The following is a 9,705-nucleotide window of genomic DNA, read 5'->3' on the forward strand; positions in this document are numbered from 1 at the left end:
GGACTCGTCCTCCTGTGCGCCCGCGCCTCCTGCCGAGCCCGGCGCGCCGCGGCTGCGCCGGGCGAGGGCGCGCACGCGGGCCTCGAGCTCGTCGAGATCGAAGGGCTTGGGCAGGTAGTCGTCCGCGCCGATGTTCAGGCCCAGGATGCGGTCGCCCACCGTGCCGCGCGCGGTCAGGATGATCACGGGTGTCGTGAGCTGCTCGGCGCGCGCGGCCGACAGCAGTTCCAGCCCGTCGATGTCAGGCAGCGACAGGTCCAGCAGCACGACGTCCGGCGGCGACGCGCGCCAGCGCTCGAGCGCCGCGCGGCCCTCGGCGAACCCGTGCACCTGGATGCCGCGACGCTCGAACGAACGCGCCACCGTGGTCTGCAGCGCGGCGTTGTCCTCGACGAAAAACAGCCTCATGCCCGGCAGTGTCCGCCACGCACTGATCGGTCGCCGCTCAGGGTCAACCCTGAGCTTCCCGACAGCCGAATGAAAGCCGCCGTGTGCAGGATTCACGCCTACAACGAACGTCGGGTGCGCGCTCTGCCCCGATGACGAGATCTACAACAGGAGACATGAGCATGCGTCGAGACCAATTCCTGAAGTCCGCGGCCGCCTTCGCCGCACTGGGCGCCACCGGCGCGCTGCCGCTGAGCGCGCAGGCCGCGGCGGCCCTGAAGATCCTGGTGCCGGCCAACCCGGGCGGCGGCTGGGACATCACCGGCCGCGCGCTGGGCAAGGCCCTGCAGGACGCCGGCGCCGCGGGCGCGGTGACCTTCGAGAACAAGGGCGGCGCGGCCGGCGCCATCGGCCTGGCGCAGTTCGTCAACGCCGCCAAGGGCGACCCGAACGCGCTGATGGTGATGGGCGCCGTGATGCTGGGCGGCCTGATCACCAGCAAGCAGCCCGTCACGCTGACGCAGGCCACGCCGATTGCGCGCCTGACCAGCGAGTACAACGTCTTCGTGCTGCCGGCCAACTCGCCCTTCAAGACGATGAAGGACGTCGTCGACGCGCTGAAGAAGGACCCGGGCTCGGTGAAGTGGGGCGGCGGTTCGCGCGGCGCCACGGAGCACATCGCCGCGGCCATGCTGGCGCGCGAGGTCGGCGTCGACGCGACCAAGATCAACTACGTCGCCTTCCGCGGCGGCGGCGAGGCCGTGGCCGCGATCCTGGGCGGCAACGTCAGCATCGGCGGCAGCGGCTACAGCGAGTTCCAGGCCTACATCGAGAGCGGCAAGATGCGCCCGATCGCCATCACCTCGCCGCAGCGCATCAAGGGCCTGGACATCCCGACGATGAAGGAGCTCGGCTACAACGTCGAGATCGGCAACTGGCGCGGCGTCTATGGCGCGCCCGGCATCACCCCGGCGCAGCGCCAGACGCTGATCGACCTGGTCGTGAAGGCGACGAAGTCCAAGGCCTGGGCCGAGGCGCTCGAGAAGAACGGTTGGACGCCGGCCGTGATGACCGGCAAGGATTTCGAAGCGTTCGTCGACAACGAGTTCGCGTCCCTGCGCGCGATCATGCACAAGTCCGGCATGGTCTGATCCCGGGAGGCCGCCATGTCCGCATCTCCACCGCCGGCCGTGGCCGGCCATCCATCTGCGACCGCCAAGCCGGTCGCACCCATCCCTCCTGAATTCGACGACGCCACGCCGGCGCCGCTGTACCAGACCCTGGTCGGCGCCGCGGCGATGGTCGTCGGCGGCGTGATGGCCTTCGGCGCCTCCGCGATCCCGTCCGATGCCGGCTACTCGGGCATCGGCCCGAACGCGCTGCCCTGGTTCGTCGCCGCGGTGCTGCTGATCTGCGGCGCCTGGCTGATCTGGGAATCGCGCAGCGGCGGCTTCCGTTCGATGGAACCGCCGTCCGGCGCGCCCAAGGCGGACTGGCTGTCGGCGGCCTGGGTCGTCGCCGCCGTCATCGCCAACGCGTCGCTGATCACGACGATCGGTTTCGTCCTCGCCTGCACGCTGTGCTTCGTGCTGGCGGTGCGCGGCCTGCGTCGCGCCGAGGGCAAGGCCCACGGCGGCGTGCGCCAGGTCCTCATCGACGCCATCACCGGCCTGCTGATCGCGGCCCCGGTGTTCTGGCTGTTCAACAAGCTGCTCGCGCTCAACCTGCCCGCCATCACGGCCGGCGGCTGGCTGTAACCCCACCGGAGTTCCGACATGCAAGACCTCTGGACCCACCTGATGGGCGGCTTCGCCACGGCCGCCTCCGGCGCCAACCTGATGTGGGCCTTCATCGGCTGCGCGCTCGGGACGGCGATCGGCGTGCTGCCCGGCCTCGGCCCGGCCGTGACCGTCGCGATGCTGCTCCCCATCACCGCGCAGGTCGATCCGACCGCGTCGATGATCTTCTTCGCCGGCATCTACTACGGCGCGATGTACGGCGGTTCGACCACCTCCATCCTGCTCAACACCCCCGGCGAGACCGGCACCATGGTGACCGCGCTGGAGGGCTTCAAGATGGCCCGCCACGGCCGCGCCGGCGCGGCGCTGGCCACGGCGGCGATCGGCTCGTTCTTCGCCGGGACTTTCGCCACCGTGCTGGTCACGCTGTTTGCGCCGGTGCTGGCGGACTTCGCCGTCACGCTCGGCCCGCCGGAGTATTTCTGCCTGATGCTGATCGCCTTCACCACCGTCTCCGCGGTGCTGGGCCAGAGCACGCTGCGCGGCATGACGGCGCTGTTCATCGGCCTGGCCATGGGACTGGTCGGCATGGACCAGATCACCGGGCAGATCCGCTACACCGGCGGCGTGCCCGAGTTCATGGACGGCATCGAGACGGTGCTGGTCGCGGTGGGGCTGTTCGCGGTCGGGGAGACGCTGTACGTGGCGCTCTATGAAGGCCGCAGCAACCTGACCATGAACACCATGGGCCGGGTGCACATGACGCGCCAGGAGTGGAAGCGCTCCATCCCGGCGTGGATGCGCGGCACGGCGCTCGGCTTCCCGTTCGGCGTGATCCCCGCCGGCGGCACCGAGATCCCGACCTTCCTGAGCTACGCGACCGAGCGCAAGCTGTCCAAGCACAAGGAGGAGTTCGGCACCGTCGGCGCCATCGAGGGCGTGGCCGGGCCGGAGGCTGCCAACAACGCGGCCGTGACCGGCACGCTGGTGCCGCTGCTGACGCTGGGCATCCCGACCTCGGTCACCGCGGCCATCCTGCTGTCGGCGCTGCAGAACTACGGCATCCAGGCCGGGCCGCAGCTGTTCGAGACCTCGTCCACGCTGGTGTGGGCGCTGATCGCGTCGCTGTACATCGGCAACGTGATGCTGCTGGTGCTGAACCTGCCGATGGTGGGGCTGTGGGTGAAGCTGCTGCGCATCCCGCGCGCGCCGCTGTACGCCGGCATCCTGATCTTCGCCACGGTCGGCGTCTATGGCATGCGCCAGAGCGCCTTCGACCTCTACGTGATGCTGGCCATCGGCCTGCTGGGCGTGGTGATGCGGCGCTTCGACTTCCCGACCGCGCCGGTCGTCGTCGGCATGATCCTGGGCCCGCTCGCCGAGGCGCACCTGCGCAACGGCGTCGCGATCGGCGGCGGCAGTTGGAGCGTGTTCCTGCAGCGTCCGCTGTCGGCCTCGCTGCTGGCGATCGTGGTGATCGTGCTGCTGCTGCCGCGGGTCATGAAGTGGATGGCCGCGCGCAAGGCGCGTCAGCAGGCGGCGATCGCCCTCGGCTGACCCGACGGCATCCGCTTGAACGACAAGGGCTCCGATGAGGAGCCCTTTGTCATAGTGCGGCGAGGATCAGCGGATCAGCGGATCAGCGCGTTGCGCCCGCCATCGATGCCGCCTCGCGTTGACGGGCGAGGGCGGCAGCCTGCGCCTCGTCGTGCACCGCCGTCGTCGGCCAGCCCTGCAGATGCTGCTCGGCGATCGCCGCCAGCGCGCGGATGTGGGCGGGACGATCGTTCAGGCAGGGGATGTAGCTGAAGCGTTGCCCGCCGCTGTGCAGGAAGGCCTCGCGCGCTTCCATGTCGATCTCTTCCAGCGTCTCGATGCAGTCCGACGAGAAGCCCGGGCAGATCAGGTCCACCGACTTCAGCCCGCGACCGGCGAGCTCGCGCAACGTGGGCTCGGTGTAGGGCTCCAGCCAGCGCGCCTTGCCGAAGCGGCTCTGGAAGGTCACCTTGTACTGCGCGTCGGACAGCCCCAGCGCCTCGGCCAGCAGCCGACCGGTCTTCAGGCATTCGCAGTGGTAGGGATCGCCCAGTGCCAGCGTGCGCGCGGGCATGCCGTGGAAGCTCATCACCAGCAGCTCGCCGCGGCCTTCGGCCTTCCAGTGGGCACGGACGCTCTCGGCCAGCGCGGCGATGTAGCGCCTGTCGTCGTGGTAGCGGTTGACGAAGCGGAACTCCGGCACGTGGCGATGTTCCAGCGACCAGCGCGCCACATCGTCGACGACGCTGGCGGTGGTCGCGCCCGAGTACTGCGGATACGCCGGCAGCACCAGCACGCGGGTGGCGCCGTCGGCGCGCAGCGCGTCGAGCTGCGAGGCGATCGACGGGTTGCCGTAGCGCATCGCGTGCAGCACCTTGACGCGGTGGCCCTGCTCGCCGAGCTGGCCCTGCAGCAGCTTGGCCTGCTTCTTCGTCCAGACCATCAGCGGCGAGCCATCCTTGGTCCAGATGCTGGCGTACTTCTTCGCCGACTTCGCCGGCCGCGTCCGCAGGATCACGCCGTGCAGGATCGGCCACCACGCGGCCTTGGGGATCTCGATGACGCGGGGATCGGACAGGAACTGCGCCAGATAGCGGCGCGTGGCCTCGGGCGTCGGCGCGTCGGGCGTGCCGAGATTCACCAGCAGCACGCCGATGGTCGGCGCGCGTCCGTGCACATGATCGGGTTCGGGACGGAAGCTCATCCGGCGTAGGGGCGAAGGGCCGCGAAAAAGAGGGGACGGTGGGGGAGGGGCGCCGAAGGGGTCGCCTCAGATGCCACGGCGCATCAGCGCCGACGAGGCGGCTTCGGCCAGGTGGATGACCTCGAAGCGCACGGTCGGCGCCTGCGACTCCGAGGCCGCGCCGCCGAGGCCGATCGCACCCGCGCCGTGCAGCGTGCAGGAGCCGCGGCGCAGGCTCAGCGTCTGGCCGCCGGCGCCGAAGCGCACGAAGGTGCCGTTGTAGCTGAGGTCGGTCAGGCTGAAGCTGCTGCCCTGCCAGTCGATGCGCGCATGCGAGCGGCTGACGCGGACGTCGGTGATGCAGTAGGTCGCCTGCGTGCTGCGACCCAGCACGATGGGCATCTGTTCGATGTCGAAGACGCGGTCCAGGTCCTGCCACACCAGCCGGATGCCTTCCGGCGCGACGCTCCGGGCGATCTCGCCGAACTGCGTCGCGGCCGCGTCGCCGGTGCCCTGGTCCAGCACGTAGATGTGGACCGGCTCGGCGCGGCCGCGCACGCTGATGTGGTCGAGGCTGCGGAACCGCGACTTCTGCGCGGTGGTCAGGCCGTTCACGACCTCGGCGGTCACGACGGTCTCGCCGTCGCCCGCGTGGTCCAGCAGCCGGGCCGCGACGTTGACCGCGTCGCCGAAGCAGTCGCCGTGGATCTCGACGACCTCGCCGCGCGCCAGCGCGATCTGCAGGTGGGTGTGACGCAGCCGCTCGCTGCGCGCCGAGGACTTCAGCAGCAGCTCCTGCATCCGCATCGCGGCCTTGATGCCGTCGCGCGGATTGTCGAAGGCGGCCATCAGGCCGTCGCCCAGCGTCTTGATGATGTTGCCGCGGTTTTCTTCGACCGCCTGGCCGGTCAGCGCGACCGTCTGTGTCACCAGCCCCGAGGCCTCCGCGTTGCCCAGCGTCTCGAACAGCGCCGTGCTGCCGCGCAAGTCGGCAAACAGGACGGTGCGCTCGCGGATCTGGGTCATCGGCCTGGGAGGTGGCAAGGTGTGATGGAAGTCTCAGTGTAGCCGCGCCACCCTGGGCGTCGCGTGGTGATAAGCCCTCGCCTTGGGGGCCTGTCGGCCCCTGTACGACACCCACCCCCAACGGGCGGGCGAATGTCGAACGAGACCCTCTTCCCAAAAAGAAAAACCGGCCAGCGTCCGAGGACGTGGCCGGTTTCTGGCAAACCCGAGGCCCATCGCTGGGCCGCGGGTTGGGGGCTGGATCAGAGGTTGTCCAGGTAGGTGCGGAGCTTGTGGCTTCGCCGCTCGCTGCATGCCGACTGCGTCGTCATCCGCCTGCGGCGGGCACGTCCCTGGTCAATCAAAGATTGTCCAGGTACGTGCGCAGCTTGTCCGAGCGACTCGGGTGCTTCAGCTTGCGGATCGCCTTGGCTTCGATCTGGCGGATGCGCTCGCGGGTGACGTCGAACTGCTTGCCGACTTCCTCCAGCGTGTGGTCCGTGCTCATCTCGATGCCGAAGCGCATGCGCAGCACCTTGGCTTCGCGCGGGGTCAGGCTGTCCAGGATGTCCTTCACCACCTCGCGCAGGCCGGCCTGCATCGCGGCCTCGATCGGCGCGGTGTTGTTGGTGTCCTCGATGAAGTCGCCCAGATGGCTGTCGTCGTCGTCCCCGATCGGCGTTTCCATGGAGATCGGCTCTTTGGCGATCTTCATGATCTTGCGGATCTTGTCCTCCGGCATCTCCATCTTCTCGGCCAGCGTCGGCGCGTCCGGCTCGAAGCCGAACTCCTGCAGATGCTGACGCGAGATCCGGTTCATCTTGTTGATCGTTTCGATCATGTGAACCGGAATGCGGATGGTGCGGGCCTGGTCCGCGATCGAGCGCGTGATGGCCTGGCGGATCCACCACGTCGCGTAGGTCGAGAACTTGTAGCCGCGGCGGTACTCGAACTTGTCGACCGCCTTCATCAGACCGATGTTGCCTTCCTGGATCAGGTCCAGGAACTGCAGACCGCGGTTGGTGTACTTCTTGGCGATGGAGATGACCAGGCGCAGGTTGGCCTCGATCATTTCCTTCTTCGCGTCGCGCGAGGCCTTCTCGCCCTCGTTCATCCGCTTGTTGATGCCCTTGAGGTCGTCCAGCGGCACCACGGCCTTGCCCTGGATGTCGATCAGCTTCTGCTGCAGTTCCTGGATCGCGGGCAGGTTGCGCGACATGATGTTCGCGTAGGGCTTGCCGGCCGCCACTTCCTTTTCCGCCCACTGCAGGTTCAGCACGTTGGGCGGGAAGGTCTTGATGAAGTGCTCTTGCGGCATGCCGCACTTGTCCACGACGATCTTGCGGATCTCGCGTTCGAAGCGGCGCACGTCGTCCACCTGCGAGCGCAGGATGTCGCACAGCTTCTCGATCGTCTTGACCGTGAAGCGGATGGTCATCAGCTCCTGGCTGATCGCGGACTGGGCCTTGTTGTAGTTGGCCGACTTGTAGCCGTCCTTCTCGAAGGCCTTGCGCATCTTGTCGAAGTTGGTCGCGAGCGAATCCAGCTTCACCAGGGCGGCGTTCTTCAGCTCCTCGAGCTTCTTGGTCAGGGCCTTGGAGCCGCCGGCGCCGTCGTCGTCGTCCTCTTCGTCGAACTCGTCGAAGTCTTCTTCCGCGACGTAGTCGTCCGCCTCGTCATCGGAGACGAAGCCGTCCACCGATTCGGAGATCTGCATCTCGCCGGCGCGGATCTTGGCGGCGATGGCCAGGATCTCGGCGATGGTGGTCGGGGAGGCCGAGATGGCCAGCATCATGGCCTGCAGGCCGCCTTCGATGCGCTTGGCGATCTCGATCTCGCCCTCGCGGGTCAGCAGCTCGACGGTGCCCATCTCGCGCATGTACATGCGCACCGGGTCGGTCGTGCGGCCGAACTCGGAGTCGACGGTCGACAGCGCGGCCTCGGCCGCCTCTTCCGCTTCCTCTTCGGTGGCGGTCGGCGAGGTCGAACCCTGGATCAGCAGCGTCGCGGCGTCGGGCGCCTGCTCGTACACGGCGATGCCCATGTCGTTGAGCATCGACACGATCGCCTCGAGGATTTCCTCGTTGATCAGCTTCTCGGGCAAGTGGTCGTTGATTTCCTGATGCGTCAGGAAACCCCGCGTCTTGCCCATCTTGATGAGGGTCTTGAGCTCGTGGCGGCGCTTGGCGACTTCCTCTTCGGTCAGCGCGGTCTCGTCCAGGCCGAACTCGCGCATCAGCGCGCGCTCCTTGGCGCGGCTGACCTTCATGCGCAGCGGCTTGGCCTTGGGCTTGTCCTCGCCGACTTCCTCGACCTCGACGGCCTCGACGGTCTCGACTTCGCCCTCGGTCTCGCCTTCGGCCTCGCCGTCGGCGTCGACGTCGGTGAAGTCCTCTTCTTCCTCTTCGACCTTGGCCTTGGCGGCCGGCTTCTTCGACTCGGTCTCGGCCTTGGGCTTGCGGCCGCGCTTGGGCTTCGCGTCATCGGCGGACGCGACAGCGGTGGCGGCTTTGGCGGTCTTCGCGGCGGCCTTGACGGCCGGCTTCTTGACTTCTTCGGTTTCTGCGGCGGCGGCCTTGGACGCGGTCTTTTTGGCGGTCATGCAGTTCCTCGGTGGCTCGTGGGCCAGTAGGTGAATGCGGGGAAATCGCAGTGGGTGCAGGCAATGCAAACAGCCACCTGTCCCGCTGGCGCCCGCAAACTCCCGACACTTGCGGGCTATGCGGCGCGAGCGAGCCAGGCGGCTCGAACTCAGGCCTTGTGCGACAGATCGGGGCAAACCGACTGCCGTTCAAGGCTTTGCGCGTGAAGGTTAGCGTGAACCTTTGTTGTTGCAGCCCAGGCGGTGTAAGTTGGCCACTTTGTGTATGAACCCAGGGTCAGTGGGGGGCCGGGGACCGGTTGGCGCTGCGGTCACTCTTGACGCGCGAAAACCATAGATTATCTGCGAATTTTCCCGATCGGTCAAAAAGCAGGTTCAAGCGGCTTCCAGCTCGCGGATCTGCCGCAGCAAAGCCTGGAACCGATTCATGTCCGGTTGCGGGCTGCGCGCGATGCGGTCGGCCTCCGCACGCAGCTTGCCGACCCACAGCTTGCGCATCACCACGCGGAATTCGACCTCGACGTGTTCGTCCGGCGGTGGTGCGGTCAGCGGACCGCCGCTCACGCGTTGGGCGAGGTCCATCAGGTCGGCTTCCTGCAAGGCGATCTGCAGCACCGCCCAGGGGGCGGGGCCGTTGTCGACCAGCGAGCGCTCCAGCCACGCGATCAACTGGCCGTGTTCGCCAGGAAGTTCGTGGAGCAGCTGCAGGTCCTGCTCGCCGATCTGCTGCCAGAGCTCGCTGTGCAGCACCAGCATCCGGACCGCCAGGTTCATCGGCGCCGGCGGCAGCTCCAGCGGCATGCCGATGGTCGGGTCCTGGTCGCGCTTGCGCCAGTCGCCCTTGCCACCCTTGCCGCTCCAGTTGCCGCCGCCGCCCTTGCCCTTGTACTCACCCTTGGGCACCCACTTGCGCTCCGCCTGACCCTGGCCTTGGGCCTGGGGAGCGGGCGCTGCGCCGTAGGCGTCCGGGGGGATGTGGATGTCGTCCGCGCCGGCATGGGCCTCATCGCCGTAGGCGGAGGCGGGGATGTCGAAGTACGGCTCGTCGTGCGGGCCGTCGGCGGACGGGGAGGAGGCTCTCGGCGCCGCCTTCGGCGCGGCGGCGGGGCGTTCCGCGCGGGGGCGCGAGCCTGGCGCCGCGGGCGGCTGCGCATTCGCCCACAGCGCCTGCAGTTCGGCGTCCGGCAACTGCGCGCGCCGCGCGAGTTCACCCAGCAGCTGCCGTTTCAGCAGCCCGTCCGGCAGCGCCGCCC

General features: G+C 68.4%; 7 protein-coding genes and 1 pseudogene. 3 read left to right on the forward strand and 5 right to left on the reverse strand.

The window, feature by feature from the left end:
• The coding region (locus VF536_RS04030; RefSeq protein ID WP_331613501.1) for a response regulator transcription factor at window positions 1-408 on the reverse strand (408 nt) is incomplete at its 3' end.
• A 161-nt stretch (window positions 409-569) separates the two neighbouring features.
• On the opposite strand from VF536_RS04030, the gene VF536_RS04035 reads away from it, so the two are divergent.
• From VF536_RS04035 to VF536_RS04045, 3 genes are read left to right on the forward strand one after another with little or no spacing between them, the layout of a single operon-like run.
• The gene (locus VF536_RS04035; protein WP_331613502.1) at window positions 570-1,538 is read left to right on the forward strand and encodes a tripartite tricarboxylate transporter substrate binding protein; all 969 of its coding nucleotides are present in this window, start codon (window positions 570-572) and stop codon (window positions 1,536-1,538) included.
• A gap of 15 nt (window positions 1,539-1,553) precedes the next feature.
• Window positions 1,554-2,144 (forward strand): tripartite tricarboxylate transporter TctB family protein, encoded by a 591-nt coding sequence (locus tag VF536_RS04040; RefSeq protein ID WP_331613503.1) that lies wholly within the window; start codon window positions 1,554-1,556, stop codon window positions 2,142-2,144.
• An 18-nt stretch (window positions 2,145-2,162) separates the two neighbouring features.
• Window positions 2,163-3,683, forward strand: coding sequence for a tripartite tricarboxylate transporter permease (locus tag VF536_RS04045; RefSeq protein ID WP_331613504.1), 1,521 nt, complete (start codon window positions 2,163-2,165; stop codon window positions 3,681-3,683).
• Window positions 3,684-3,765: 82 nt separating this feature from the next.
• Here the strand turns inward: VF536_RS04045 and hemH are convergent, their stop codons facing one another.
• From hemH to VF536_RS04065, 4 genes and pseudogenes are all read right to left on the reverse strand, one after another.
• Window positions 3,766-4,866, reverse strand: coding sequence for a ferrochelatase (gene hemH / locus VF536_RS04050; protein WP_331613505.1), 1,101 nt, complete (start codon window positions 4,864-4,866; stop codon window positions 3,766-3,768).
• 66 nt (window positions 4,867-4,932) lie between these two features.
• Entirely contained in the window at window positions 4,933-5,871 is a 939-nt protein-coding gene (locus VF536_RS04055) for an adenylate/guanylate cyclase domain-containing protein (RefSeq protein ID WP_331613506.1), read from the reverse strand.
• A gap of 340 nt (window positions 5,872-6,211) precedes the next feature.
• Window positions 6,212-8,452 (reverse strand): RNA polymerase sigma factor RpoD, encoded by a 2,241-nt coding sequence (gene rpoD / locus VF536_RS04060; protein ID WP_331613507.1) that lies wholly within the window; start codon window positions 8,450-8,452, stop codon window positions 6,212-6,214.
• Window positions 8,453-8,827: 375 nt separating this feature from the next.
• Window positions 8,828-9,705 (reverse strand): annotated as a pseudogene (locus tag VF536_RS04065) (hypothetical protein); the annotation flags it as partial.

It is taken from the genome of Roseateles sp., from assembly GCF_036486225.1.
Lineage (GTDB): Bacteria > Pseudomonadota > Gammaproteobacteria > Burkholderiales > Burkholderiaceae_C > Roseateles.